Raw genomic sequence first — 25471 nt, 5'->3', positions numbered from 1 at the left:
CTTTAGAGCAGGCGTATCTCCAGCCGTCGGCTATTTGTATCCAGGGTGTACCAGTCCGAAGCGGTTTCATCGGGCACGCAATCCTGCAACGAGTGCCCCCGGCTATAGCTGCGCAATGAGTAGCGGCCCAGCAGGATAGTCAGGGCGTACAGCTGGGTTTCCTGGTAGCCAATAAAAGCCGTGGTGACAATACGCCGGGTATCGTTGACGTGCTTTTGGGTGAGTTGAATATCCAGCGCAGGTGGCAGTATGCCGTCGCACCACAATCCGTTATTCTGAGCGTCTGGGTTGTGCGCGAAAGTGCGGGTTAGATGGTACTCCAGAAACTCGCAAAATTCCTTGTTGAAAGATTCTTTCACGTTGTAGTTCAAGACGATAAATGCGTTTTGGTCGTGTAGGGGGCTGCCTCGTATACGTGGCGTCAATGGTGGCGAGCTGATTACAAAGAAAGCTTTGGTTGTAGTGTGCTACGGTTTGTATTGCAGAAGCGTGGGTTTGTGTAGCTCCGGCGGGCCGGGCGGGCCTCACCTTTGTGCTGTTCAATCATTATCCTGATTTACTGCACAATGAGCAACCTCAAACGCGTACCCCTGGGTAGCCAGGGTCTGGAAGTACCGGTGGAAGGCCTGGGCTGCATGGGCATGACGCCCATTAACGGGGCCGCCGTGTACGGCGTAGCCGACGAAGCCGAAAGTATGGCCACCATTCACCGCGCCCTGGAGCTGGGCGTACACCTGCTCGATACGGCCGATTTGTACGGCCCCCTGCTCAACGAGCGGCTGGTGGGCCGGGCCATTGCCGGCCGCCGGCAGGAGGTTATCCTAGCCACCAAGTTTGGCTTCGAGGTAGACGATGACCAGGAGGTGTGGACCGGCCGGCTTAATGGGCGCCCCGAGTACCTGCAGCACAGCATCGACCGTTCCCTGCGCAACCTCGGCACCGACTACGTAGACCTCTACTACCTGCACCGCATTGATCCGCAGGTGCCGGTGGAGGAAACCGTGGGGGCTATGAGCCGGCTGGTAGAGGCGGGCAAGGTGCGCTACCTGGGCCTCTCGGAAGTGTCGGCCGATGAGTTGCGCCGCGCCCACCAGGTACATCCCATTACGGCATTGCAAACCGAGTATTCGCTTTTCGACCGTCGGGTGGAAGAGGAAGGCATTCTGGCCGCCAGCCGGGAACTGGGCGTTGGCTTCGTGGCCTACTCGCCCCTGGGCCGCGGCTTCCTTACCGGCGACATCCAAACGCCCGACGACTTCGCCGAGGATGATTTTCGGCGGCACTTTCCCCGTTACCAGGGCGAGAATTTCTACAAGAACCTAGAGCTGGTGCACAAGCTGGAAACCCTGGCCGCCGAGAAGGGCGTAACCACCGCGCAGCTGGCCCTGGCCTGGGTGCTGGCCCAAGGCGTGGTGGCTATTCCGGGCACCAAGCGTCGCCAGTACCTGGAGCTGAACGTGGCCGCCGCCAGCCTGCTGCTGTCGGAGCAGGAGCTGGCCGCTATTGAGGCCGTTATGCCGGTTGGCAGCGCGGCCGGTGCGGCATATCCCGGCTGATATGCTGTTGGGGGGCAGCAGGTAGGGCGCGGCTCCTCGTCCGGAACTGCCGGCCTGTGCGCAAGGGTACGTGAAGCCGCCCCGAGCGGGCAGTAGCTCGCAACGCTGTGCCAGGCCGGCAAGGGTTTCTCCAACCGCCCAAGCAGCGGCCGGGCAGTATCTTGTCTGTCAGTATGTTGCTTTGGGTGGTCAGCACACCTGTTTTTTCCCTGTTACTTTTCCGCTACCAGCCTATGAAACCCGCTGCCAACGCCCCCCGCGTACTTAGTACCGTAACGGACTATACCCGCTTCTACGGGCTGCCGGCCCCCATGCATCCGCTGCTCACCCTTATCGACATGGCGCATGCCCGCACCTTGCCGGCCGTAACCACACCGATAAGGCAGCAGCTGTACACCATGGCCCTGAAACGGGGCCTGAAAGGCACTATTCTCTACGGCCGGCAGTCCTATGACTTTCACGAGGGCGTACTGTTCTTTGTGGGCCCGGGCCAGGTATTTGCCGCCGACCCTGACCTGGATGTATCGGGGCTGGAGGGCTGGATGCTGGTGTTTCACCCCGATTTGCTGCACAAGTATCCGCTGGGGCGCAAAATCCTGAGCTACGGGTTTTTCTCCTACCAGGCCCACGAGGCGCTGCACCTCTCGGGCCAGGAGGAAGCCCGGCTCGACGACCTGCTCCGCAGCATGCGCCAGGAGTACGAGCAGCCCATCGACGCATTCAGCCAGGAGGTGCTGGTGGCTCAGCTGGATGTGCTGCTGAGCTACGCCAACCGCTTCTACCACCGGCAGTTTCTCACGCGGCGCACCGCCGAGCACGACCTGCTCGCGCGCTTTGAGGAGCTGCTGCGCGGGTATTTTGCCCAGGACAAGGAACAGCCGCTGCCCACCGTGCAGCACTTCGCCGATGCTTTGCACGTGTCGCCGGCCTACCTCAGCGACATGCTGCGCACCCTCACCGGCCAGAACACCCAGCAGCACATCCACCAGGCCCTCATCGAGAAGGCTAAAGTGCTGCTGCTCGGTACTTCCCAGTCCATCAACGAAACAGCCTACCAGCTGGGCTTCGAGTATCCGCAGTATTTCACCCGCCTGTTCAAAAGCAAAACCGGCCTCACCCCAGCGGCTTTTCGGCTGTCGGGGCAGTAGGTAGGTTACGGCTGACCTTCAACGCCGCCAGTCAGGCTAAGCTTGCCGAAGCAACTCTTCCGCTTCGTCCACATCGATTTAACGAAGCGGGAGAGTTGCTTCGGCAAGCTCAGCAGGACGTTCTTTTTCTGCATCACTAATCTTCTTCGCTTATGAATCTGACCGAATATCGCACCCTGGGCCGCTCCGGGCTGGTGGTGAGCCCCCTGGCCCTGGGCACCATGACGTTTGGCACCCCGCGCTGGGGTTCTTCGGACGAGGAATCGGAAGCCATTTTCCGGGCGTATGTGGAAGCCGGCGGCAATTTCATCGACACGGCCAACGTGTACGCCAAGGGCCGCAGCGAGGAGCTAGTGGGCCAGTACGTGGCTGCCGCCGGCCTCCGCGACCAGCTGGTGCTGGCGACCAAATCGGGGTTTCATAGCGGGCAGCCGGGCAACCCGCACGGGGGTGGCAACGGCCGCAAAAACATCAATCAGGCCCTGGAAAGCTCCCTGCGCCGCCTCCAAACCGACTATGTGGACCTGTATTGGGTGCACGTGTGGGATATGGTGACGCCAGTGGAGGAAGTGCTCCAAACCCTCGGCGACCTGGTGCGGGCCGGTAAAATCCGCTACTTCGCCTTTTCGGATGTGCCGGCCTGGTACGCCGCCAAAGCCGCCACGCTGGCCGCCGCCCACCACGTGCCCGGGCCCATTGCCCTGCAGCTGGAGTATTCCCTGGTGGAGCGCCACATTGAAAATGAGCACGTGCCCGCCGCCCGGGAGTGCGGGCTGGGCATCACGCCCTGGAGCCCGTTGGCCGCCGGCTTCCTGGCCGGCAAATACCAGCGTGCGGCCGGCTCCGGGGCCAAAGCCAGCGGCGAAGGCCGCCTTACCGGCCCCAACCCATTCCAGGACAGCAAATTCACTGAGCATAACTGGCGGGTGCTGGCGGTAGTGCAGGAAGTAGCCCGGGCGCTCAACCGCCCCGCCGCGCAGGTGGCGCTGGCCTGGGTGCTGGCCCAGCCCGGCATTACCTCCGTTATCCTGGGAGCCAGCAAACGCACGCAACTGCTGGATAACCTGGCCGCCCTGGACCTGCATTTGTCACCCGAGCACCTGCGGCAGCTTCAGGAGGCCAGCGCGCTGGCACCCGTTTTCCCCTACGGTATTTTTACTCCAGCTATCCACAAAGGCATTTTCGGTGGAACGTCGGTGCAGAGCTGGCAGTAAGGTGTTCCAAGGGACCTTGAACGTCATGCAGAGCATGTGGCGCATCAAGCCAGCGACGAAGCATCTCGCGTGCTGACGTTGGAACAATGTAGAGACGCAACACTTTGCGTTTCGTCGTTGAACGACACGCACCACGCAAATCAAACAACATCAGCAACAACGAGACGCAAAGTGTTGCGTCTCTACATTGTCCTTGAAAAACAAGCAGAGCGACCCTGATGAGTCGCTCTGCTTGTTTTTCGGAAGGTTAGGAACCTAGTGCTGGTGGCCGCCTTCGCCGTGTACGTGGCCGTGGTCGAGTTCCTCGCGGGTAGCGTCGCGCACGTCGGCTACTTTGCCGTCGAAGTGCATCACCATGCCGGCCAGGGGGTGGTTGAAGTCCATTTTTACGGCCGAGTCGCCGATTTCCACCACTTTGCCCTGCATGTGGTGACCTTGGTTGTCGGCCATGGGCAGGAAGTTGCCCACCTGCAGCATCTCCTCGTCAATCTGCCCGTCAATTTCAAATACGTTCTTCGGAATTTCCACCACGGCCTGCTGGTCGTAGTCGCCGTAGGCCTGCTCAGGCGTGAGGGAGAAGGTGAACGAGTCGCCGGGCTGCTTGCCGCTGAGTTGGCGCTCAAACTCATCGGGCAGGCCGCTCATGCCGAACAGGAACACCATCGGCGCATCCTCTTCAGCCGATTCCACCAATACTTTTTCCTGGTTCTCGTCGGTTACGCTCAGGTCGTAGGTGATGGTAACGACTTTGTTTTCGCTGATTTGAGTCATGGGTAGGGTGGACGCTGCTGGTCCGGGCTGGGGTTGGGAAATGAATTGCGGGGCTAATTACGGAAATGCCTAGTAATTGTCGGGTTACTGGTTGTTCGTTATCCGTTGCTCGTTGTCAGAACGACAGGAGCAACGGACAACGAACAACTAATAACTAAGCTCTTACTGCAGCTCCCAGGCCGTGCGGTAGGCTCCGATGCTTTCTACATAATCGAGGAAGGCTTTGTAGAACGGGTGCCCGCCCAGGGTGCTGGAGTCGCCGACGAGCAGGAGCTTGCGGCGGGCCCGGGTCATGCCCACGTTCATGCGGCGGATGTCGCTCAAAAAGCCGATTTCGCCTTGGGGGTTCGAGCGGGTGAGGCTGATGGCAATGATGTCACGCTCCTGGCCCTGAAACGCATCAACGGTGCCCACGCTCAGCATCCGATGCTCCAGTAAACCCACCAGCTCGTCGTTTTCCTCAATGGCATCCTTGAGGTAGTTGATCTGGGCGCGGTAGGGGGCAATTACGCCGATGGTAAGCAGGTCGGCCTCGTGGTCGGCCTGGTCGTAGGCCTCCAGCAGCTGGGCCAGGCGTTTCAGCAGCAGATCGGCTTCCTCGGGGTTGGCGGTGGAGCGGCTTTCCTCGATGGTGATTTCCTGGAAGCCGAAGCCGGCCGTATCCAAAAACTCCACGGCCGTATCCGGCGCGAAGCGCAGGTCGTAGGCGGGCAGGTCGGCGTGGGCCACGCTGGGCGCGGCTTGCAGGCGGCCCTCGTAGAACTGCTCCGAGCTGAACTCCATAATCTGCTCGTGCATGCGGTACTGTACCTCCAGCATGCGGGCCGTGTCGGGCTGGCGCTTGATGCACTTCTCAAACAGCGTTTCGCGCAGACCCTGGGCGGCGGCCTTCTCGCTTTTCACGGTGGGCGGCAGCTGCTGATGGTCGCCGGCCAGCACCACGCGGTTGGCCTTGCTGATGGGAATCCAGCAGCCCGGCTCCAGGGCCTGGGCGGCCTCATCAATAAACACAGTTTCGTAGGTGAGGTGACGGATGGCGCGGTTGCTGGCACCCACCAGCGTACAGGTAATCACCTGCACCTGCTCCAGCAAATCCTCCGTGATGTAGCGCTCCAGCTGGTCCGACTCCTGCAGCAAATCGTGGGCCTGCTGCTTGAGCTGGCGGCGCTGCTCCCGCTCTTCCCAGCCAAAGTGACGCTTGAACTTGCCGGCTTCCTCGCGGTACTGCTCGGCGGTCTGGCGCATGCTGCGCAGCTCGGCGTAGCTTTTGTGGTTCATAATCTGGGCATCCAGCGTGTGCTGCAGCAGCAAGTCTGAAACCCGGGAGGGGTTACCCATCCGGATGACGTTTACGCCCCGCTCGGCCAGCTTTTCGGTGAGCAAATCCACGGCTGTGTTGCTGGGGGCGCACACCAGCACCCGCCGCTCCCGCCGGATGGTTTCCAGAATGGCCTGCACCAGCGTGGTGGTTTTGCCGGTGCCGGGCGGGCCATGGATGATGGCCACATCCTGGGCCGCCAGCACGTGGCGCACGGCCGCCAGCTGGGAGTCGTTGAGGGGCGAGGGGTAGTAGAGCGTGGCTTCCGATTCCGGCTTGTAGCGGGCCGGCTTGGCCCCTAGCAGCACGTCGCGCAGCTCGGCCAGGCGGGTGCCGTAAGCGCCCATCACCTTGCCCAGAGCGTACTCCATCTCACGGTAGCTTACCTCGTCGAAGGTTAAGTCCACGCCCAGCTTGCCCTCGTCCACCCAGTCGGGCAGGTCTTCCTTGGTAGTGGCCAGCAGAATCTTGTTGCGCTTGACGCTGGTAATCACGCCCGACAGCGTGGGCCGGTCGGAGCCGGAGCGGCCGGGGATGTTGCCGAACAATGCGGCGTTTTTGCCCACCTGAAACAGGTGCAGCCCGCCGGCACCCGCCGGGCGTTCCAGCTCCAGCACCAGCTTCCCGCCGAAGCCGATATCTTCCGAGGTAATTTTGACCGGGTACCAGGTGAGTCCCCGTTTCTGGCGCTCGGCAATGGTAGCTTGGGCGCTCTTGATTTTGAATTGTTCGAGGTCCTCCTGCTGCTCGAGCTTCATGAGGGCCTGCACCTTGCGCAGCTCTTTTTCCAGCGCGTACGGGTCGGTATAGGTAGGTTGTTCAGCCAACTTCTAAGGTTCTTGTGCGAATCGTTGGTAACAACGAAATCGGGGAAAAGGTGGCCGAAGGTCGGGAGGAAACTTTACTTTGCGGGCTCTAATCGTATCTGCCAGATATCCTAAAAAGTTCCAATGTCAAACCCACCGAAGTCAGTCGGCCTACTTCGCAAGTTTGTCTCAACGGCTTGTTCGGTTACTACCGGGCAGGTCGAATTGCCGCTCGGTAGTATTAGGTTAGATAGGAACTTGTACTGGTTGGCTCAACACAACATCACGCCCTTAAGCAATGAAGAGCTACACGTAGTACACAACTAATGCGAGCGTATCAGAGAGTTTCCGATGGAGCAGGAAAGGCTCTGTTGGGCACCGGATGTATTGGAAAGGCTAGATGAAAAGCTTGAGGGCATAACGGCTCTATATCAGCCAAAGCTTATGAGTATGCTGACGCGCATCGTAGCAGAGGCTACTTAAACTGGTTGATTAATCTGCAATCCACTAGGATACCAAATGCCTCGCCAGATTGTAGGCCACGTTAGGTTTGGAAGCACGTGGTCTGTATCAAGGGTGCTGACATCAATATTCTCGGTAGAGCATAGTATATCGGGCATAAAAGCACCTAGAACTCCTTTCTTCTGAAGAATGTACAGCGCATCATCAAGTGTGTAGGCCGTTACGCCGTAGACTTTTTGGGAACCGCTGGTGGGTATGAATTCAATCCAGTAGCGTTTCAGCAGGGCTTTGTTATACATCATGCTTCCCATTCTCATAGTGATAATGCTCCTGGCTGGCTGACGTGAAGCGCTGGATAAAGCCCGTAGTGTACTGCTCGCTCCGGTTTGGTTGGCTGAAAAATGCCTTCCTGTTGCGCCCAGTCATAGACGCTGATTCCCAATGGATATTTGGTCAGGATGCCGTTTAGCTGATACTGCTGAATAAACTCTTCTGCCTGCTGCCGGGAAGTGAATACGCCGCTGGTGAAACGGCTGCCGGCTCCGTGAAATACCCAAACTTCGATCATATAGGAGAAGATGTAGTGTGAGTCAAAGGTAAATGGAACCCAAAGAAGCGGTAGAGATGCTTCGGCAAGCTCAGCATGACAACTACAGGCTTTCAGCCGCTGCCAGCGGCTTGCAAAGCTTCGGCTAGTGAAACCGGCGCCACAAAGTGAGGCTGAACGGTATGGGCGGCACCACCGCCCGCAACACGTGGCGTAGCAGATATATATCGTACTGCCGCTAACTCGGGGTGGGGTGGGCCGTATGCACTAACCACGCTTTTCCCTTTCCCCTTTTTTATGGCACTGCACTACATCCGGCGCGGCACTGGCCCGGCCCTGCTACTGGTTCACGGTATCGGCGGCAGCTGGCGCTCCTGGAATACCATTTTCGACACGCTGGCCGCTGAGCACGATGTAATTGCCGTGGATTTGCCCGGCCACGGCGCATCGCCGCAGCTGCCCGGCAAGCACACCATCGGTACCCTGGCCGATGCCCTCACGGCCTTTCTTACGGAGCACGACCTGCTGGGCATTGATGCCGTCGGCAGCTCGATGGGGGCCCGGCTGGTGCTGGAACTGGCGCGGCGCGGCGGTGTGCTCGGGGCCGTGGTTTCCCTCGACCCCGGTGGGTTCTGGGAAGGCTGGGAGGTGCCGTTCTTCTACCATTCCGTGGCCGTGTCGCAGAAGCTGGTGGGCGCTTTGCAGCCCGTAATGCCGGCGTTGATGCACTCAGCGGTGGGCCGTACGGCGCTGCTGCCGCAGTTTTCGGCCCGCCCCTGGGCCGTGGATGGGGACCAAGCCCAGGATGAGATGTACAGCTTTGCCCACACGCCTGTGTTCGGCGAGCTGCTGGACGCGCTGGCTCATGGCGAGGTGCAGCAGGCCGCGCCGGCCGGCAGCATTACGGCCCCGCTGATCATCGGTTGGGGCCGCCATGACCGGGTATGCCTGCCTGGCCAGGCCCGCCGGGCCCTGGCCAAGTTTCCCGACGCCCGTCTCTACTGGTTCGACCATTGCGGCCACTTCCCCCAGTGGGACCAGCCCGCCGAAGCCGTCCGCCTGATTCTGGCCACCCTGCGCCGCCAGCCCTTCCGTGACCAGGACATTGCCCGCAAGCCTGCCCCGCAGCCGCGCCAAGCCGTACCGAAAGCTGCCGTAGCCGCGGCGCTGGTGCTGGGCATTGTGGGGGGCTGGGCGCTGATGAAGCGCGGTAAATAGCCGGCAAAGCGCCGAGCCGCCAGCGAGGCCGCGCACCATGTATCCGCAAACGAGCAGGTATTGCCGCCGAGGCAGTGCCTGCTCGTTTACATTTACAGTAGTAGCAGAATGAAACCATCGGCCAGAATCGAAGCTACTTCAGGGGCTTCAGTAGCCGCCGCGTTCTATAGCAGCTGCCGCGACTTCCGGGCCAGTCGATACCTCAGCGTCTTCCGTGAACGGACAACTGTTGTCGGTGTGGCTCAAGGTGCGGGCAGCATTGTAGGTCTGCACGCTGGTATAAGGAGCATTGGGAAATACGGAGAGCTCAGGTAGTTAACAAAGGATCAAGCCTTCGTAAACCATTCCACTACCTCCGCTGCCTGTGGAAACTCCCGTAGCAGCGCGGCCCGCTCGGCCAGCTCAAAATCCCGGAAATCGAAGCCGGGGGCCACGGTGCAGCTGACGAGGCCGTAGCCGGGGCGGTGCTTGATCTGGGCTGCAAACCACACGCCCGCTGGAATAACGGCCTGGGGCAACTCGCCGGCGGCAAAGTCGGGGCCGAGGGTGAGGCGGGTGGGCTGGCCGGGCGTGAGCAGGACGATTTCCAGCGCCTGTCCCTGGTGGAAAAACCACAGCTCATCGGACTTGATGCGGTGAAAGTGCGACTTGTCCTCGTTTTCGAGCAGGTAGTAGTTAGCCGTGCTCACGCTGCGGGTGTGGCCCTCGGCGGTAGTCAGGGTGTGGGCGGAGCGGTAGGTTTCCCAGTAGTAGCCGCCCTCGGGGTGGGGCAGCAGCTGCAGGTCATGGATGATGGTTTGGGCCGTCATGGTTGGATTGCTATTCGGAAAGTCAGTATTAACTCTATGATCGGTCATGCTGAGCTTGTCGAAGCATCTCTACCGCTTCGTTGAGCAATCTTCAGGCAAAGCAGTAGAGATGCTTCGACAAGCTCAGCATGACGGTTTAGGCGTTTACAGGCTTACTGCCCGTTGGTGAACTCGCCGATGTGCCAGAGCACGCCGGCGGGGTCGTGCACGAAACATTCTTTGCCCCAGGCCTCGTGCCGGATAGGCAGCAGTTTCACGCCGGAAAACCGGCCGGGCAGGTCGAGGGTCGTCAGCTGCTGCCAGTACTGCTCCACGTCTTCCACCTCCAGAAACAGCATGGTGTTGTCTACCCATTCCGCCGCGTAATAGTCCTGCAGGTAAAAACTCACCCCTTCCAGCGTAAATAGGGACATAGCTGGTGACAGGACCGTTTCGGTGAAACCAAAGGCCTGGTAGAAGCTGCGAGACGTGGCGAATTCCTTCGCGCCGATAAAGGGGCGGAGGGAGCGGATTTGTGGGGTCATGGTACTTGGTAAGGAAGACAATAGAAGCAGCGGCAGAACAGCGCCTGAACAATCGTCGGGCAATATGGTGCTTCCCGACCACTGCAGCTGCCCGTCAAACAAAGAAAAGCCCGACACGCGGGCCGGGCTTTCTTACTGGGGTGCGACTGTTTACAGCTTGAAAATGGTTGATAGCCCTTCTGGCAGCGAAGCTGGTGGGCGGCCTAGTGCATCGGCCAAATCAGTGCTGACGGTTGCTTCCTGCCCGTTTCTGATGTCGGTGAGAAAACCGCTGATGCGCTGAATTACTGCGGGGGGTAGGCCCTGGGCCTGCAGCCGCGCGGCAAACGCCGCTTCCTCAATGGGCGTGTACTCCACCTTCCGGCCCGATAACTCACTCAGGGCCGCGGCCACGTCGGCGAAGGAGTAGGTGGTGCTGCCGGTGAAGGTGAAGATGCGGTTGTCGCAGCGGCTGTCGGCCAGCACGTTGGCAATGGCCTCGCCCATTTCCTGACGGAGGGCAAACGCCACCTCGCCCATGCCGGCCGGCAGCTGAATGCCCCGCTCCAATACCTGCGGCCCCACAAACTGCGGTAGCGTATCCATGTACAGAATATTGCGGAACAGCACGTACGGCACCCCGCTGGCCCGGATGTAGTCCTCCGTCTGGAAGTGGCGTTCCATGAGCTGGTTGGCCAGCGTGGCGGGGTTTTGCAGGGCGCGACTGGTGTAGGCCAGGCACGTTACGCCGGCTTTTTTGGCGGCATCCACCACGTTGTAGTGCTGCTGCAGGCCATCCTCATCGGCACCGCCGGAAACCAGCAGTACCTTGCTGACGCCCTGCATGGCCCGGTCCAGGGAGGCCGGGTCGCGGTAGTTGCCCACCCGGAGCTGCACGCCCCGCGCTTTGAGGTCGGCGGCTTTGGCTTCGTCGCGCACCAGGCCGGCCACCTGGCCGGGGGCAGTTAGCTGCAGCAGCCGGTCAATTACAGCCGAGCCAATGTGGCCGGTTGCACCCGTTATCAGAATCATACGAAAGGGAAATAAGGATGAGAAACACGGCCCGCGCTGGCCGGTATTTGCCTGATTCAGCCACTGCAGACCTGGCCGGAAGCGGGTGCTGCAAAGGTGGCCCGCCCCCACGCCCGCTACCAGAGCGAAAGGGTGGGAAGGTTAGGCAAAAAGGCGGGAAGGAGGGAAGCGGCGCGAGGGGCGCTCAGAAAAAGAACGTCATGCTGAGCTTGTCGAAGCATGACGTTCCTATCCTCAAGAATTCCTGTCCTCAAAAACCTACCCCGCCTGCTTGTACGCCGTGGGCGAGAGGCCGAGGCTGTTGCGGAAGAAGCGGCTGAACGCCGACTGATCGGGGAAGTGCAACAGGTCGGCCACCTGGGCCACGGTAAGGTGCCCGTGCTGCAGCAGGGCTTTGGCCTCCAGCATCACGGCCTCCTCAATCCACTCGCCGGCGGTTTTGCCGGTGGCCTGCTTCAGGGTGTCGGTGAGGTGCTTGGGCGTGATGCACAGGCGGTCAGCATAGAACTTCACGCTGCGCGCGGTGGTGCTATGCGCGTTTACCAGGTGCTTGAACTCGGCCGTGAGCTGCTGGCTGCGCGTTTGGGTAGCCTGCAGCGCCGCGTGCTGCTGGTCGTAGAGGCCCACCACTTCGTAGAGCAGGCTGTTGATGAGACTCTTGATGACCTGGTGGCGGTAGGGGTGCGGGGCCTGAAATTTCTGCTGCAGCAGGCGCATGGAAGCCGTGATGCTCTCGGCTTCGGCGGCTGTCAGGGGCAGCACGTGCCGGGTGATACTTTCCAGAAACTGGAAGTTATCCACCGGAATATGGTTGCGGGTGGTGATGAACTCGGGCGTGAAAAAGACCGACAGGCTGTCGTGGTCGGCGGAGAAGTCCGTCCACTCCTTGATGATGTGGGGTGTGATGAGCATCAGGCTGCCCGGCTCGATGCGGTAGGTTTCCAGGTTGGCTTTTAGCTCCGCCGTGCCGCGCAGGCACAGCCCAATCTTGTAATAATTGCCCCGGTACGGCACGCCCAGGGGCGGACCGGTGGTGTGGGAATGCTCATCCAGAAAAAACACCTCGGCCGGGTCCGCATCGGAGGGAGAAAATGCTTGCAGCCGGTAGGTAGGAATTAGGTTGGGCATGGCGGGTGGTCGGAAAAGGTAGAGGCAGGCACGAGCCCCCTGCCGGGGCGAAGCGCCAGAAAAGTACGGGTGTTCAAAGGAAAAATGGCTGTGGCTGCGCTTGCTTTGGGCAGGTTCCTGCGTACTTGCTGCTCCAAGCCACCTAACTCCCTGCATCATGCCTTACCAACCAAGCCCCGGCCGCTACGCCGCTATGCCTTACCGCCGCTGCGGCCGCAGCGGGCTCAAACTGCCGGCCGTGTCGCTGGGCCTCTGGCACAACTTCGGCGACGTGGACGTGCTCCAGAACTTCCGGGCCATCCTGCACCGCGCCTTCGACAGTGGCGTCACCCACTTTGATTTGGCCAACAACTACGGTCCGCCCCCCGGCTCGGCCGAAACCAACTTTGGCCGCATCCTGAAAGAAGATTTCCGGGGCTACCGCGACGAGTTGATCATCTCCACCAAGGCCGGCTACCACATGTGGGAAGGCCCCTACGGCGAGTGGGGTTCCCGCAAATACCTCATCTCCAGTCTCGACCAGAGCCTCAAGCGCATGCGGCTGGACTACGTGGACATCTTCTACTCCCACCGCCCCGACCCGGATACGCCCCTGGGAGAAACCATGTCGGCCCTCGACCACGTGGTGCGCCAGGGCAAGGCGCTGTACGTGGGCATCAGCAACTACCAGCCCCGGGAGGCCGTTGAGGCCATCCGGATTCTGCGCGAGCTGGGCACGCCCTGCCTGATTCACCAGCCCAAATACTCCATGTTTGAGCGGTGGGTGGAAGAAGGTTTGCTGGATCTGCTGGGCGAGGAGGGTGTGGGCTGCATCCCGTTTTCACCCCTGGCCCAGGGCCTGCTCACCAACAAGTACCTGCACGGCATTCCTCAGGATTCGCGCGTGGCCAAAGGCGTGGGCTTCCTCACCGAAACCCAGCTGACCGAAGCCCGCCTCACCCAGATCCGCCGGCTCAACGACCTGGCCCAGGAGCGCAACCAAAGCCTGGCCCAGATGGCCCTGAGCTGGATTCTGCGCGACGAGCGAATCACCTCCGTGCTCATTGGGGCCAGCAAGCCCGAGCAGCTCACCGATTCACTGCGCTGCCTGGAAAACCTGCAGTTCAGCCCCGAGGAACTGGCCCGGATTGAGGCCGTGCTGGGGTAGGCAGAGTATAGGTTACAGTGTGCCGAACTACCAGCACGATGTAGAGACGCGACACTTCGCGTCTCTACATCGTGCTGGCAGCCGGCCGCTAGGGGTGCTGCCGCAGGATGTGCAGCGTCTTCTCGTCTGGCTCGCCGCCGAAAAATTTATCCAGCACCCGCTGAAAAACAGGGTCGGCACCTTCCAGAGCAGCAAACAGCGTCATGCTGGAGCGGAGCTTCAGGTCATCCGGGCTGCCCATGATGCGGGTGGCATCGGTACTTTCCAGCGTCAGCAGGGCCGCGCTGATTTCTTGCAGGCGGGAGCCCAGCACGGGATGCTGCAGATAGGCCTCGGCTTCCTGCCGGCTCTGGATGGCGTAGAACCGGGCCGTTTCGCTGTAGCCCAGGCCCTGCAGCTGGGGGAAAATGTACCATATCCAGTGGCTGCGCTTACGTCCGCCCCGGATTTCGGCCAGGGCCGTGGCGTAGTCGCGCTGCTGGGCATCCAGGAAGCGTTGCAGAGTGGGTTGCTGGGGCATGTGGTAGCTGATAGATATGGGAGGCGTAGCGCAACCCGAAGACGTTGTGGTAGGGGTACCTTACCGGCCGGATTAAGAAAATTCTCAGGGTCCACCGGGGCTGGTTGTATAGTACGTAGTTGTTGTGGGCAAAAGGTGTTAAGGAGCACCGCCACTTTTCTGCAGTAGCAGCTCCACAGCACGCTGCACTTCGGCATCGTGCCCGGCCGCAACCTGCCGAAGCGTGGGCCTGACAGCCTCTTCCGGCGCGATACCCCGGCCCTGGTAGGAGCCGCTACGGCTTATCACCCGCCGTCCGGTCCAACTCAACAAATATGCCCGCCCGATGGCCGCAAAATTCATTTCCCCGTTGGCACCGCCGGTAGTTTGGCCCAGCAGCTGGCCAAGTTGGTAGCGCCGCACCAGCTCGGTAATGGTTTCGCCGTAGCTGTAGGTATGCGGACCAATCAGAAATACTTTGGGCGCAGCAACCAACGGCAACTGCGGGCTTTTCCAGGCTGATTTCTCCCCCGCGAAATCAGCGTGCTGAAAAGCCGGTTGGCGCAGCACCGGCATAGCCAGGCTGTCCATCAGTAACGGTGTTTGAGTGAAGTGGGGCAGGATACGCAGCAGGTCGTAGTGGGGACGCTGGCGCAGGTCCACTACCACGCCCCGGGCCGCCTGCAACTGGGGCAGGGCCCGTTGAAAATCGGTGTAGCGCAGCCGGGCCGCATCCAGGTACGCCAGCCCGGGTGCCAGTTCCTGCACGGGCGGGGCCTGGTTGTAGAAGTTGCCCCGCAGTTGCCGGAATATCCATTGGGTACTGGCACTGCGGCCCAGGGAGTCGCGGAAAGTGAAAGTGGCGACGGGAGCTGTTGCCGCAATAGTGGTAAGCAGCTGCTCGGTGGCTAGCTGGCGGGCCACAGCCGCAGAGGTAGCCGGCATATGGGTTTGCAGCGAGTCGAGCAGCAGGGCCACCGGCCGGTTGTGTACGTGCGTGAGGACGCTGCCCTGAGCTACCGCCGCCTGCAGCGCCGCCGGAACCTGCCGTACTACTACCTGCTCCTCTATCCAAGCCAGCTGCAGCGCCCAGGGCGGGTTCACGATGCGCAGGCCGGTGCGGGTTTTAGGGCCGATGGCCACGTGTTGGTCGGGCAGATGGGCCAACAGGGTGCGGCAGGCCGCCAACAACTCGGCCTCCGTAGAAGCCTGGGCGGCTTGCTGCAGGGCAGCGGGCAGGGCGGTTTCCCACCGGGCCCGCTCCAGCACCGCCCGGTAGGGGTAAAAATGCCGGATGATGTTCCAGGTAAGCAGTACCGTGGCCAGACGCTGCTCCGGCGTGGCCGCCGACAACCGCCGGACCCGCCGCTTTGGCCGGCCCGAAAGACGCTGCTGGTGCTGGGCTTCGGTTAGGAGCAGCGGTAACGTCAGCTGAACGGAATCAGTAAGTGCTTCAAAGTACTGGCGCTTGCCGGAAAATAGGCTGTCGGCCACCGGCCCCGAAGTGGCCTGAATGCTACTGGCGTAGGGAATACCGGCCAGCTTCAGCATCAGCCGGACTACCGGTAACCCGGTTTTATCCAGGCCCAAGCTGTGGTGCTCCCAAAAGTAGTAGGGCCCCGTGCTTGTCGGTGAAAAGGGCGTCGGGGACGCGGGTGCCTTGACTATACTAAACCGAATTTCCGGAGCCAAAGGCCGCAGCAGGCTGTCGAGGGTGTGGGCCAGGGCGGCGTCGGTGCGGGCCCGTCGCACGGCCGGGATACTGCGCACCAGCACCGTTTCCCAGCTCAGGCGGGCAGTGTGGCGGTTGGGGTAGAAGTATTTCACGTCGCCCGCCAGCCTGGCGAGGGCCGAGAGGTTGCGGGTTTCGCGGGCTGTGAGAGGCTCAGGCGCTGCTGGGGGATTTGAGGACAAGGCGGCCATCAGCAGAGCGGAATGTAGAAAATGCACGGAAATAGAGGAGAGGAATTAAGCTGTAAGATACATGCCATCTGCTGCGCGTTGCATTACATCTAGGCTTTTCAACCCGGCTACATTTCATGCTGAAACCGGCGTGTTTCCGCCAATTTGACCGTCATTCCGGGCATGTAGCGCATCAAGCCAGGGCCCGAGGAATCTCGCGTGCTGACGTTGGCGTGATGATTCAACGAAGCAGTAGAGATGCTTCGACTTCGCTCAGCATGACGATTTAGTATGGCAACGTCAGCACGCGAGATTCCTCGGCTTTGCTCGGAATGACGTTCTGATAAATAGCATCCACAAACCGAGACCAAGTCCGATAAAACCCAATTGGCTGGTGCCTAACTATTAACTTCCATTTCTACCTTACGGTCCCGACTATTCTTCCTTTCCGCGTGAAAAAACTCTACGCATTATTGCTCGGTGGCTTTCTGCTGAGTGCACCCCTGGCTTCGGCCCAAACTCTGACTGAAAAGACGAAAGGCCTCCAGAAATTCCCCGGCTTCTTCCCGTTTTACTGGGACGAGAAGGGCGGGCGCATCCTGCTGGAAATCGACAAGCTCGACCAGGAAATCCTGTACGTGAGCAGCCTGCCCCAGGGTGTGGGCTCCAACGATTTGGGCCTTGACCGGGGGCAGATTGGGCAGACGCGCATTGTGAAGTTCGTGAAGAGCGGCCCCAAGATTCTGCTGCTGCAGCCCAATTATGATTTCCGCGCCGTGAGCCAGAACCCGGAGGAGCGCAAATCGGTGGAGCAGGCGTTTGCCCAGTCCGTCATCTGGGGCTTCAAGGCCGAGGCCCAGGAAGGCAACCGGGTACTGGTGGACCTCACGCCGTTTCTGCTGCGCGACTCCCACCAGATCAGTGACAAGCTGGAAGACCTCAAGCAGGGCAATTTCAAAGCCGAGGAAAGCCGCTCGGCCGTGTTTTTGCCCAATACCAAAGGCTTTCCCCAGAACTCGGAGTTTGAGGCCATCATTACCCTCACCGGCAAAGCCAAAGGCCGCGAAATTCAGTCGGTTACTCCCGACCCGAATGCCGTGACGGTGCACATGCACCACTCCTTCGTGCAGCTGCCCGACGCGAATTACAAACCCCGGGCCTTTGACCCCCGCGCCGGCTACTACGCCAACGAGTACATGGACTACGCCACGCCCATCGACCGGCCGATTATGCAGCGGCAGCTGGTGCGCCACCGCCTGGCCAAAAAAGACCCCACAGCGACTCAGAGTGAGGCCGTGGAGCCGCTGGTGTATTACCTCGACCGGGGCGCGCCCGAGCCCGTGCGCTCCGCCCTGATGGAGGGGGCCGCGTGGTGGAACCAGGCCTTCGAGGCGGCCGGCTACCGCAATGCGTTCCAGGTGAAGCTGCTGCCCGAGGACGCCGACCCCATGGACATTCGCTACAACCTCATTCAGTGGGTGCACCGCTCTACCCGGGGCTGGTCGTACGGGGCGAGCATTGTGGACCCGCGCACCGGCGAAATCATCAAGGGGCAGGTGTCGTTGGGCTCCCTGCGGGTGCGTCAGGACTTCCTGATTGCCGAGGGCCTGCTGCAACCTTATGAGGACGGTAAGCCCACCCCGCCCGAGATGCTGCAAATGGGCCTGGCCCGCCTGCGCCAGCTGGCCGCCCACGAGGTGGGCCACACCCTGGGGCTCTACCACAACTACTCGGCCAGCACCCGGGATAGGTCGTCGGTGATGGACTACCCCATGCCCCGCATCAACACCCGCGCCGATGGCAGCATTGATCTGAGCGAGGCCTACGCCACCGGCATCGGCAGCTGGGACAAGCGCGCCATCCTCTACGGCTACCAGGATTTCGGCCCCCAGGCGGATGAAAAAGCGGCTTTGGATGCCGTAATGAAGCAGACCCTCGCCGATGGCTACGTGTTCATGGCCGATGCCGATGCCCGGGCCGCCGGCGGGGCCCACCCCACGGCTCACCTCTGGGACGACGGCCCCAACGCCGCCGACGAGCTCAACCGTCTCCTGGATGTGCGCCGGCAGCTACTGGCCCGCTTCTCCGAAAAAGCCCTGGCGCCCGGCCAGCCTATGGCCATGCTGGAGGAAGTGCTGGTGCCTATGTACCTGTTGCAGCGCTACCAGGTGGAGGCGGCTTCCAAGGAGTTGGGCGGCCTCTACTACACCTACGCCGTAAAGGGCGACGGCCAAACCACCACCAAACTATTGGAGCCCGCCGAGCAGTGGAAGGCCCTGGACGCGCTGCTGCGCACGATTTCGCCCCGGGAGCTGGCCCTGTCCGAGGAACTCTTGCTGAAGATTCCGCCCCGCCCCGTGAACTACGGCCGCAGCCGCGAAACCTTCCCCGCCCGCACCGGCCTCACCTTCGACCCCCTGGCCGCGGCCGAATCGGCGGCGGCTACCACGCTGGAGTTTCTGCTGAACCCCCAGCGGGCGGCGCGCCTGGAGGAGTACCACGCCCGCCACGCCGGGCAGCCCGGCCTCGGGGCGGTGCTGGATAAGCTGCTGGCCGCCACCTGGGACGCCAAACCCGAAACCGGCTACCCCGGCGAGCTGCAGCGCCTCGTGCAGATGCTCACCCTGCAAAAGCTGCTGGCCCTGGCCGCCGCTCCGCAAGCCCCGGTAGGCGTGAAAGCCCTGGCTGCCTTGAAGGTGGAAGACCTGAAAAAGCAGCTTCAAAAAGACCAGAAAGCCAAGGAGGAAAGCCGCCGCGCCACCGCCCTGGCCGCCCTGCGCACCATCCGGCAGTTCGAGGATAACCCCGAGAAGTTCCAGCCCGCGCCCGCCCTTCCCATGCCCGACGGCGCCCCCATCGGCTCGGATGATTGCGGGACGTTGTAAGGAAGAATAATTGTAGTACGTCATTCCGAGTGAAGCCGAGGAATCTCGCGTGCTGATGTTGGGATAGTTATTCAACGAAGCGATAGGGATGCTTCGACTTCGCTCAGCATGACGATTAGTATAGCAACGTCAGCACGCGAGATTCCTCGGCAAGCTCGGAATGATGTACTATTCATAACGTGCCATCAAACTGCTTAAAACAGAAAAGCGGTGCCACTGCAGCAGTGGCTCCGCTTTTCTGTTTTAAACATGGCTTGTTACTTATTCCGCCGCCGCAGTCGGCGTCCAGCCGCCGCCCAGGCCGCGGTAGAGGTCGATGAAGAGCAGGAACTGCTGGCGGCGGGTCTGGGTCAGGTTCAGCTCGGCTTCCAGTACGTTGCGCTGGGCGGTTACCACTTCCAGGTAGGAGGCATAATTGGCCTTGTACAGGTCGTCGGATACGCTCACGGCTTTGGTGAGGGCGGCTACTTCCTGCTGCTGCAGCTCAAACATGCGCTGGTAGTTGCCAATGCCGCGCAGGCTGGTGCTCACTTCCTCGAAGCCGGTTTGCACAGCTTTCTGGTAGTCGTTGTAGGCAATCTGCTGCTCAGCGGCCGAGCGGCGCAGGTCGGCTTTGAGGCCGTTGCGGTTGAGCAGGGGGGCGCTCAGGCCCGCGAGCAGCCCGTAGGCCAGGGAGCCGGGCGTGTTGAACAGCACCGAGGCGCGGTAGGCATTCACGCCCACAAACGGGGTGAGCGTGAGCGAAGGCAGAAAGGCCGCGCGGGCCGCCGACACGTCGGCGCGGGCGGCCACCAGCTGCAGCTCGGCCTGCTGCACATCGGGGCGGCGCAGGAGCATACTGGCGGGCAGGCCGGCCTGCACCTGGGTAGGCAGCGGCTGCTGCAGAATGGGCAGCCCCCGGGCAATGCGCTGGGGGTAGCGGCCCAGCAGACGGTTCAGCTCGTTTTCAGTGGCGGCAATACGCTGCTGGGTTTCGGCTTCCAGGCTGCGGGTGCGCAACAGCTGGGCCGTAAACTGCTGCACGGCCAGCTCGTTGGCGCGGCCGGCCTGCTTCTGCACCTTCACAATATCCAGGGCCCGCTCCTGCAGGCGCTGGTTTTTGGAAAGTACGGCCAGTTCGTTATCCAGCCCCAGCAGGTTGAAGTACAGCCGGGCCACCTCGGCTACCAGGGCCGTTTCTACCAGGTGGCGGCCTTTCTCGGAGGCCAGCAGGCGCATATAAGCCGCCTGCCGACGCTGGCGCAGCTTGCCCCAGAGGTCAATTTCCCAGGAGCTGCGCAGGCCCAGGAAAAAGTCGGGCGTGGGGTTGGGGATGCGCTGCCGGCCCTCCACGTTGGGCGAGAGGTTGGTGTCGTAGTTGCCGATGCCGTTGAGGGTGTAGTCGCCGAACTTCTCCACGCCGGCGCTGGCTACCCCGTTCACGGTGGGCAACAAAGCCCCGCGCTGCACCTGCAGGTTGGCCCGGGCAATTTCGATGCGCTGAATGGCCGTGCGTACATCAGGATTGGCCTGCAGGGCCGTGTCAATGAGGCCCACCAGGTTTTTATCCCCGAAAAACTTTCGCCAGGGCTGGTCGGCCAGGGAAGTGGAGTCAGTAGTAGCGGCCGGGGCCGGGAAGGCGGCGGGCATAGTGGCCGCCGCGGGCTGCACGGTGGGCTCGGCCACCCGGCAGCCCGTAGCCAGGGCCAGGGCTGCCAACGCCGGCAGCGTGCGGCGGGAGAGGGAGCGTATCGGGTTGGGTAGGGTCATGAGGCTAGCAAGGCTATTACTTCTGTCATCCTGAGCGGAGCGAAGGACCTTATAACTTTGGCGCGAGTCGTTGTAACGTGACAAGGTCCTTCGCTCCGCTCAGGATGACAGAAAAATTCAGGGTTTCAACCCTGGGAATCGGATTCATCAGGCGTGAGCGGTTTCCAAGGTTTCAACAGGCTCAGCGAGCTGCTGGCGCTTCTCCTTCGATTTATCCCGACGCGAAAACAGCACGTAGAGGCCCGGAATCAGGATGACGCCGAACAGGGTGCCGATGAACATGCCGCCGGCCGCCGCGGTGCCGATGGAGCGGTTGCCCAACGCGCCCGCGCCGGTGGCAATGGTCAAGGGAATCAGGCCGGCAATGAAGGCGAAGCTGGTCATCAGGATGGGGCGCAGGCGGGAATAGCCGCCCTGCACGGCCGCTTCCAGCGCCGACAGGCCTTCCTTGCGCTTGAGCACCGCAAACTCGATGATGAGAATGGCGTTCTTGCCCAGCAGACCAATGAGCATCACCAGCGAAACCTGGGCGTAGATGTTGTTTTCCAGGCCCAGCAGCTTCAGAAACAGGAAGGCCCCGAAGATGCCGGTGGGCAAACTCAGCAGCACCGGCAGCGGCAGCAAAAAGCTCTCGTACTGGGCCGCCAGCAGTAAGTACACGAACAGCAATACCACCGCAAACACGTAAATGGCCTGGTTGCCGCTCAGGATTTGCTCCCGGGTCATGCCGCTCCACTCGTAGCTGTAGCCCCGGGGCAACTCCTTGGCGGCCACTTCCTCAATGGTCTTGATTACGTCGCCGGAGCTGAAGCCGGGGGCGGCGTCGCCGTTGAGCATGGCCGAGGTGTACATGTTGTAGCGGGTGAGCTGCTCGGGGCCGTACACCCGCTCCAGGCGCACGAAGCTGGAGTAAGGCACCATCTCGCCCCGGTCGTTTTTGACGTGCATTTTCAGCACGTCCTCGGGGCTGGTGCGGTAGCCGGGGGCAGCCTGCACCATCACCTTGTACATCTGCCCGAAGCGGATGAAGTTGGAGGCGTAGAACGAGCCCATCAGCGTCTGCAGCGTGCTCATGGCCTTGTCCACCGTCACGCCCTTCTTGGCGGCCTGGTCCTGGTCTACGTGGATGAGGTACTGGGGGAAGCTGGCATCGAAGCCGGTGAAGGCCCCGCCCACGGCCGGGGTGTTGGTGAGGGCGGTAATGAACTTATCGGCCACCCGGGCGGTAGCGGGCAGGTCGCCGCGGCCGGTTTTGTCCAGGAGGCGCAGCTCGAAGCCGCTGGAGTTGCCGAAGCCCGGCACCGTAGGCGGCGGGAAGAACTGAATATCGGCGTCGTGGATGTGCTTGGTTTGCTCGTTGAGCTGGGCAATCAGGTCGGTTACCGATTCCTTCCGGTCGTCCCAGGTTTTCAGGTTGATCATGCCCATGCCGTAGCTGGCCCCGGCCACCTCGTTCATGAGGCTGTAGCCGGCCAGCGTCGACACGGATTCCACCGGGCCCAGCCTGGCGGCCACTTTCTGGATTTCGTCGAGCACTTTCTCGGTGCGCTCCACGGTGGCGCCGGGCGGGGTGGTCACGTTCACGTACACCATGCCCTGGTCTTCGGTGGGGATAAAGCCGCTGGGCAGCACGGAGTTCACGCCCCAGGTGGCCAGGCAAAAGCCCACGAGCAGGCCAATGGTAATCAGGCGGCGACTGGCCACGGTGCGCACCAGCCACTGGTAGCGGGTGGCCAGGGCCTCGTAGCGGCGGTTGAAGCCGGCAAAGAACCGGTCCAGCAGCCCCGGCTTCTTGCCTTCCTGGTGCGCTACGGGCTTGAGCATCAGCGCGCACAACGCCGGCGTCAGGGTCAGGGCATTCACCCCCGAAATGACGATGGAAATAGCCAGCGTAAGCGAAAACTGCCGGTAGAACACGCCCACGGGCCCATCCATGAACGACACCGGCACAAACACCGCCGACATCACCAGGGTAATAGCCACAATAGCGCCCCCAATTTCCGACATGGCTTCCAGGGTGGCATCCATGGCCGAGAGGTGCTTTTCGTGCATTTTGGCGTGCACGGCCTCCACCACCACAATGGCGTTATCCACCACAATGCCAATGGCCAGCACCAGGGCAAACAGCGTGAGCAGGTTGATGGAGAAGCCCAGCAGCTGCATGAAAAACAGCGTGCCCACCAGCGCCACCGGCACGGCCAGGGCCGGAATAAGAGTGGAGCGCCAGTCCTGCAAAAACAGGTACACCACCACAAACACCAGCAAAAACGCCTCAACCAGGGTGCGCAGCACTTCGTGAATGGAGGCGTCGAGGAAGCGCGACACGTCGTAGGCCACGTTGTAGGTCATGCCGGGCGGGAAGGACGTTTGCTTCAGCTCGGCCATGCGCTCCTTCACCTGCTTAATCACGTCGGAGGCGTTGGAGCCGGGGCGCTGCTTGAGCATGATGGCCGCCGAGGGCCGGCCGTCAATCTTGGATACCATGCCGTAGCTGAGCACGTCGAACTTCACCTGGGCCACGTCCTTCAGGCGCAGCACCGAGCCGTCGGGGTTGGCCCGCAGCACAATGTTCTCGTACTGCTTGGGCTCGAAGAGCTTGCCGGTGTAGCGCAGCACGTACTGCAGCATCTGGGCATCCTGGCCTGAGCTTTCTCCCGATTTGCCGGGCGCGGCCTCCACGTTCTGGGCCCGGATGGCCTCCACCACTTCCTCGGCCGACACGTTGTAGGCCACCATGCGGTCGGGCTGCAGCCACACGCGCATGGAGTACTCGCGCTGACCCATAATTTCGGCAAAGCCCACGCCATCAATGCGTTTGAGCTCCTGCAGCACGTTAATGTCGGCGAAGTTGTAGATGAACTTCTCGCTCACCTTGGGGTCTTCGCTCATCACGTTGAGGTAGAGCAGCATGCTGTTCACCTCCTTCTCGGTGCTCACCCCGGCCCGGATTACCTCCTCCGGCAGCTCGTCGATGATGGTCTGCACCCGGTTCTGCACGTTCACGGCGGCCAGGTCGGGGTCGGTGCCCACCTGAAAAAACACGGTTATCACCGTCAGCCCGCTGTTGCTGCTCACCGACGACATGTAGGTCATACCCGGCACCCCGTTGATGGCCCGTTCCAGCGGCGTAGCCACGGCTTTGGCGCACACCTCGGCGTTGGCCCCGGTGTAGCGGGCCGTTACCGTCACGGAGGGCGGCACGATGTCGGGAAACTGGGTGATGGGCAGTGAGAACAGCGCCAGCCCGCCCAGAAACGTGATAAACAGGGAAATCACCAGCGAGAGCACCGGCCGGCGAATGAAGAGTGCAAGCATAGGGTGTGGGGTATCGGGGGAGGGTGAACCGTAGGGAGCAGGGGAAGAACTAAGGCTAGAGCTAGTTCTCCTCCTTGGATGAGGAGGGGTTAGGGGTGGTTGATGGGCATCAGCGTTTTAGCGCCAGTATCGTACTTCCCAGCCCCTCAACCGGGAATAAAATCCAGCGCCAGTCCCTACGTCAACGCTCCGGTCAACCACCCCCAACCCCTCCTCAAAGGAGGGAAGCTAGTTTTTAGCCCTTTAGCTTTAGACTTGTTACCAACCCTACCGGGCTTCCGCAATCAACTTGCTCATCGCCACGGGCTGGGGCCGGATGGTGGCCCCGTCGCGCAGGTCCTGCACCCCTTCGTACACGATGTTGTCGCCGCTTTTGAGGCCGGTTTTCACCACGTAGAAGTCGGAGAGGCGGGTTCGGGGCTGGAAAGCATGCTGCTTCACCCGGCCCTGCTGGTCCACCAGAAACACGTAGTTTTTGTCCTGAATCTCAAACACCGACTTCTGGGGTACCAGCACGGCGTCCTCCACGGTATTGCTCAGGCGCACCTTGCCGCTGGCTCCGTGGCGCAGCAGCTGCTGGGGGTTATCGAAGCGGGCCCGGAAAGCAATGGAGCCGGTGCTGGCCTGAAACTGGCTTTCCACGGTTTCTACCCGGCCCCGCACCGGGTACACGGAGCCGTCGGCCAGCAGCAGCTGGGCCACGTTGGTGCGCCGGCTTGAGTCCCGCCGGCTTTTCTTCACGTATTCCAGGTACTCGGCCTCCGACACGTTGAAGTAGGCAAACATTTCGTCAATGTCGGACACGGTGGTGAGCAGGGTGCCATCCTCAATAACGCTGCCTTTTTTCAGCGGAATCCGGTTGATGACGCCATCGAAAGGGGCCCGTACCAGGGTGTAGGAAAGGTGCAGGGCGGCGTTGGCAGCCGTGGAGCGGGCCTGCTGAACGTCGGCTTCGGCGGCGTGGTATTTGGCCTGGGCTACTTCCAGCTCGGTTTTCGAAATGATGTTTTTGTCGGTGAGCAGCTGCACGCGCTCCAGCTCCAGCCGGGCCACCCGGGCGGCGGCCTTGGCGCTGCTGAGGGCCGCCTGCGCCCGGCTCAGCCGGCTTTTGTACTCTGCATCGTTGATGCGGAACAAAGGCTGCCCCTTGCGCACGGCTTGTCCTTCATCCACGTACATCTGCTCCAGAAATCCCTCCAGCCGGGCCCGGATTTCCACGTTCTGCACCGCCTGAATGTCGGCCACGTAGTCGTGGGTCAGCATGGTGTCGCGGGCCGTGAGTTGGGTAGTGGGCAGAGCGGGGGGCGCTTCAGCTTTGGGTGGTTCGGCCTGGGAGTTGGCCCCGCACCCCGCCAGTACGGCCGAGGCCAGCGGCAGCAGGAGCCAGCGAAAGGATTTCAGCATAGGAGCAGGCATAGGAATCAGGCGAAGAAGTTGACCGGAACGGGTTCGGGACAAAGCT

At 61.6% G+C, this 25471-nt stretch carries 19 protein-coding genes and 1 pseudogene; 6 read left to right on the top strand and 14 right to left on the bottom strand.

Translation table 11 applies throughout. The annotated features are described in order from the left end of the window. Nucleotides 1-2: 2 nt before the first annotated feature. Nucleotides 3-359: a hypothetical protein gene (locus tag ACN19L_RS03335; RefSeq protein ID WP_426492131.1), complete on the bottom strand. Its 357-nt coding sequence runs from the start codon at nucleotides 357-359 to the stop codon at nucleotides 3-5. Between the two features lie 207 nt (nucleotides 360-566). On the opposite strand from ACN19L_RS03335, the gene ACN19L_RS03330 reads away from it, so the two are divergent. The 3 genes from ACN19L_RS03330 to ACN19L_RS03320 all read left to right on the top strand — a co-directional run bounded on the left by ACN19L_RS03330 (nucleotide 567) and on the right by ACN19L_RS03320 (nucleotide 3918). Then, complete coding sequence (locus ACN19L_RS03330) at nucleotides 567-1556, top strand: aldo/keto reductase (protein ID WP_426492130.1); 990 nt, start codon at nucleotides 567-569, stop codon at nucleotides 1554-1556. A 233-nt stretch (nucleotides 1557-1789) separates the two neighbouring features. Continuing rightward, nucleotides 1790-2704, top strand: coding sequence for a helix-turn-helix domain-containing protein (locus tag ACN19L_RS03325; RefSeq protein ID WP_426492129.1), 915 nt, complete (start codon nucleotides 1790-1792; stop codon nucleotides 2702-2704). A gap of 152 nt (nucleotides 2705-2856) precedes the next feature. Next, nucleotides 2857-3918, top strand: a complete 1062-nt coding sequence (locus ACN19L_RS03320; protein ID WP_426492128.1) for an aldo/keto reductase — start codon at nucleotides 2857-2859, stop codon at nucleotides 3916-3918. A 255-nt stretch (nucleotides 3919-4173) separates the two neighbouring features. On the opposite strand, the gene ACN19L_RS03315 is transcribed toward ACN19L_RS03320, so the two are convergent. The 4 genes and pseudogenes from ACN19L_RS03315 to ACN19L_RS03300 all read right to left on the bottom strand — a co-directional run. After that, nucleotides 4174-4689, bottom strand: coding sequence for an FKBP-type peptidyl-prolyl cis-trans isomerase (locus ACN19L_RS03315; protein ID WP_426492127.1), 516 nt, complete (start codon nucleotides 4687-4689; stop codon nucleotides 4174-4176). A 162-nt stretch (nucleotides 4690-4851) separates the two neighbouring features. Continuing rightward, nucleotides 4852-6834 carry an AAA domain-containing protein gene (locus ACN19L_RS03310; RefSeq protein WP_426492126.1) on the bottom strand — a complete coding sequence of 661 codons (1983 nt, stop codon included), beginning with the start codon at nucleotides 6832-6834 and terminating at the stop codon, nucleotides 4852-4854. A 732-nt stretch (nucleotides 6835-7566) separates the two neighbouring features. After that, nucleotides 7567-7701, bottom strand: coding sequence for a DUF7710 domain-containing protein (locus ACN19L_RS03305; RefSeq protein ID WP_426492125.1), 135 nt, complete (start codon nucleotides 7699-7701; stop codon nucleotides 7567-7569). Continuing rightward, nucleotides 7691-7843, bottom strand: a pseudogene (locus ACN19L_RS03300) (DUF7710 domain-containing protein); the annotation flags it as partial. The pseudogene ACN19L_RS03300 and the gene ACN19L_RS03305, both read right to left, overlap by 11 nt. A gap of 276 nt (nucleotides 7844-8119) precedes the next feature. On the opposite strand from ACN19L_RS03300, the gene ACN19L_RS03295 reads away from it, so the two are divergent. Further along, nucleotides 8120-9040 (top strand): alpha/beta fold hydrolase, encoded by a 921-nt coding sequence (locus tag ACN19L_RS03295; protein WP_426492124.1) that lies wholly within the window; start codon nucleotides 8120-8122, stop codon nucleotides 9038-9040. 326 nt (nucleotides 9041-9366) lie between these two features. On the opposite strand, the gene ACN19L_RS03290 is transcribed toward ACN19L_RS03295, so the two are convergent. The 4 genes from ACN19L_RS03290 to ACN19L_RS03275 form a co-directional block, all read right to left on the bottom strand. Next, a complete protein-coding gene (locus ACN19L_RS03290) occupies nucleotides 9367-9849 on the bottom strand; it encodes a cupin domain-containing protein (protein WP_426492123.1) in 483 nt (160 codons plus the stop codon). Nucleotides 9850-10001: 152 nt separating this feature from the next. Next, nucleotides 10002-10373: a glyoxalase gene (locus ACN19L_RS03285; protein ID WP_426492122.1), complete on the bottom strand. Its 372-nt coding sequence runs from the start codon at nucleotides 10371-10373 to the stop codon at nucleotides 10002-10004. 150 nt (nucleotides 10374-10523) lie between these two features. After that, the gene (locus ACN19L_RS03280; protein ID WP_426492121.1) at nucleotides 10524-11384 is read right to left on the bottom strand and encodes an SDR family oxidoreductase; all 861 of its coding nucleotides are present in this window, start codon (nucleotides 11382-11384) and stop codon (nucleotides 10524-10526) included. 258 nt (nucleotides 11385-11642) lie between these two features. Next, nucleotides 11643-12512 carry a helix-turn-helix domain-containing protein gene (locus tag ACN19L_RS03275; RefSeq protein WP_426492120.1) on the bottom strand — a complete coding sequence of 290 codons (870 nt, stop codon included), beginning with the start codon at nucleotides 12510-12512 and terminating at the stop codon, nucleotides 11643-11645. 157 nt (nucleotides 12513-12669) lie between these two features. On the opposite strand from ACN19L_RS03275, the gene mgrA reads away from it, so the two are divergent. Continuing rightward, nucleotides 12670-13659 carry an L-glyceraldehyde 3-phosphate reductase gene (gene mgrA / locus ACN19L_RS03270; protein WP_426492119.1) on the top strand — a complete coding sequence of 330 codons (990 nt, stop codon included), beginning with the start codon at nucleotides 12670-12672 and terminating at the stop codon, nucleotides 13657-13659. An 88-nt stretch (nucleotides 13660-13747) separates the two neighbouring features. Here the strand turns inward: mgrA and ACN19L_RS03265 are convergent, their stop codons facing one another. Together ACN19L_RS03265 and ACN19L_RS03260 are read right to left on the bottom strand one after the other, a co-directional pair. Then, nucleotides 13748-14179 (bottom strand): DUF1810 domain-containing protein, encoded by a 432-nt coding sequence (locus tag ACN19L_RS03265; RefSeq protein ID WP_426492118.1) that lies wholly within the window; start codon nucleotides 14177-14179, stop codon nucleotides 13748-13750. Nucleotides 14180-14317: 138 nt separating this feature from the next. Then, nucleotides 14318-16108 (bottom strand): S41 family peptidase, encoded by a 1791-nt coding sequence (locus ACN19L_RS03260; RefSeq protein ID WP_426492117.1) that lies wholly within the window; start codon nucleotides 16106-16108, stop codon nucleotides 14318-14320. A 404-nt stretch (nucleotides 16109-16512) separates the two neighbouring features. On the opposite strand from ACN19L_RS03260, the gene ACN19L_RS03255 reads away from it, so the two are divergent. After that, on the top strand, nucleotides 16513-18945 hold the full coding sequence (locus tag ACN19L_RS03255; protein ID WP_426492116.1) for a zinc-dependent metalloprotease: 2433 nt from the start codon (nucleotides 16513-16515) through the stop codon (nucleotides 18943-18945). Nucleotides 18946-19206: 261 nt separating this feature from the next. Here the strand turns inward: ACN19L_RS03255 and ACN19L_RS03250 are convergent, their stop codons facing one another. The 3 genes from ACN19L_RS03250 to ACN19L_RS03240 all read right to left on the bottom strand — a co-directional run bounded on the left by ACN19L_RS03250 (nucleotide 19207) and on the right by ACN19L_RS03240 (nucleotide 25425). Next, nucleotides 19207-20694, bottom strand: a complete 1488-nt coding sequence (locus tag ACN19L_RS03250) for an efflux transporter outer membrane subunit (protein ID WP_426492115.1) — start codon at nucleotides 20692-20694, stop codon at nucleotides 19207-19209. Between the two features lie 147 nt (nucleotides 20695-20841). Next, complete coding sequence (locus tag ACN19L_RS03245; protein ID WP_426492114.1) at nucleotides 20842-24009, bottom strand: efflux RND transporter permease subunit; 3168 nt, start codon at nucleotides 24007-24009, stop codon at nucleotides 20842-20844. A gap of 267 nt (nucleotides 24010-24276) precedes the next feature. Next, the gene (locus ACN19L_RS03240; RefSeq protein ID WP_426492113.1) at nucleotides 24277-25425 is read right to left on the bottom strand and encodes an efflux RND transporter periplasmic adaptor subunit; all 1149 of its coding nucleotides are present in this window, start codon (nucleotides 25423-25425) and stop codon (nucleotides 24277-24279) included. Nucleotides 25426-25471: the final 46 nt, after the last annotated feature.

This window comes from Hymenobacter sp. 102 (genome assembly GCF_049949205.1).
GTDB lineage: Bacteria > Bacteroidota > Bacteroidia > Cytophagales > Hymenobacteraceae > Hymenobacter.
This window is presented reverse-complemented; position numbering and strand designations above follow the sequence as displayed.

Excerpts from the sequence above, each read along its gene's own strand:
- ACN19L_RS03330 (WP_426492130.1), top strand. The coding sequence starts at position 567 with ATGAGCAACCTCAAACGCGTACCCCTGGGTAGCCAGGGTCTGGAAGTA.
- ACN19L_RS03325 (WP_426492129.1), top strand. The coding sequence starts at position 1,790 with ATGAAACCCGCTGCCAACGCCCCCCGCGTACTTAGTACCGTAACGGAC.
- ACN19L_RS03320 (WP_426492128.1), top strand. The coding sequence starts at position 2,857 with ATGAATCTGACCGAATATCGCACCCTGGGCCGCTCCGGGCTGGTGGTG.
- ACN19L_RS03315 (WP_426492127.1), bottom strand. The coding sequence starts at position 4,689 with ATGACTCAAATCAGCGAAAACAAAGTCGTTACCATCACCTACGACCTG.
- ACN19L_RS03305 (WP_426492125.1), bottom strand. The coding sequence starts at position 7,701 with ATGACTGGGCGCAACAGGAAGGCATTTTTCAGCCAACCAAACCGGAGC.
- ACN19L_RS03295 (WP_426492124.1), top strand. The coding sequence starts at position 8,120 with ATGGCACTGCACTACATCCGGCGCGGCACTGGCCCGGCCCTGCTACTG.
- ACN19L_RS03290 (WP_426492123.1), bottom strand. The coding sequence starts at position 9,849 with ATGACGGCCCAAACCATCATCCATGACCTGCAGCTGCTGCCCCACCCC.
- ACN19L_RS03285 (WP_426492122.1), bottom strand. The coding sequence starts at position 10,373 with ATGACCCCACAAATCCGCTCCCTCCGCCCCTTTATCGGCGCGAAGGAA.
- ACN19L_RS03280 (WP_426492121.1), bottom strand. The coding sequence starts at position 11,384 with ATGATTCTGATAACGGGTGCAACCGGCCACATTGGCTCGGCTGTAATT.
- ACN19L_RS03275 (WP_426492120.1), bottom strand. The coding sequence starts at position 12,512 with ATGCCCAACCTAATTCCTACCTACCGGCTGCAAGCATTTTCTCCCTCC.
- mgrA (WP_426492119.1), top strand. The coding sequence starts at position 12,670 with ATGCCTTACCAACCAAGCCCCGGCCGCTACGCCGCTATGCCTTACCGC.
- ACN19L_RS03265 (WP_426492118.1), bottom strand. The coding sequence starts at position 14,179 with ATGCCCCAGCAACCCACTCTGCAACGCTTCCTGGATGCCCAGCAGCGC.
- ACN19L_RS03250 (WP_426492115.1), bottom strand. The coding sequence starts at position 20,694 with ATGACCCTACCCAACCCGATACGCTCCCTCTCCCGCCGCACGCTGCCG.
- ACN19L_RS03245 (WP_426492114.1), bottom strand. The coding sequence starts at position 24,009 with ATGCTTGCACTCTTCATTCGCCGGCCGGTGCTCTCGCTGGTGATTTCC.
- ACN19L_RS03240 (WP_426492113.1), bottom strand. The coding sequence starts at position 25,425 with ATGCCTGCTCCTATGCTGAAATCCTTTCGCTGGCTCCTGCTGCCGCTG.